Below are 497 nucleotides of genomic sequence, written 5' to 3' on the forward strand. Positions count from 1 at the left end.
GGAAGGGCGCGCCGGCGACGCCTTCGTGGCCGGCATGAAGCGGCTCACGCTGCCGGCCGATCGCGTGCCCTCGTTCGAGGAGGTGAACCGGCAGCTCGAGCCCGCCACCGGCTGGAAGATCGTCGCGGTGCCGGGCCTGGTGCCCGGCGACGTGTTCTTCGCCCACCTGGCCGAGCGGCGCTTCCCGGTGGCCTGGTGGATGCGCCGCCCGGACCAGCTCGACTAACTGCAGGAACCCGACTGCTTCCACGACCTGTTCGGCCACGTGCCGCTGCTGATCGACCCGGTGTTCGCCGACTACATGCACGCCTACGGCCGGGCCGCGCTGGCGGTTGCCGACGATCCCTTCGCGCTCTCGCTGCTGGGCCTGCTCTAATGGTACACGGTCGAGTTCGGGCTGATCCGCAGCCGGCATGATCGCGACACGCTGCAGATCTACGGCGCGGGCATCGTGTCGAGCCGCGGCGAGTCGGTCTACAGCCTGGAGAGCGAGGCGC

The 497-nt window shown here is 70.4% G+C and carries 1 pseudogene; it reads left to right on the plus strand.

Annotation, left to right across the window (positions count from 1 at the left end):
* Window positions 1-497 (plus strand): annotated as a pseudogene (locus FQ705_RS30975) (phenylalanine 4-monooxygenase); the annotation flags it as partial.

It is taken from the genome of Paraburkholderia sp. BCC1884 (assembly GCF_900996225.1).
Classification (GTDB): domain Bacteria; phylum Pseudomonadota; class Gammaproteobacteria; order Burkholderiales; family Burkholderiaceae; genus Paraburkholderia.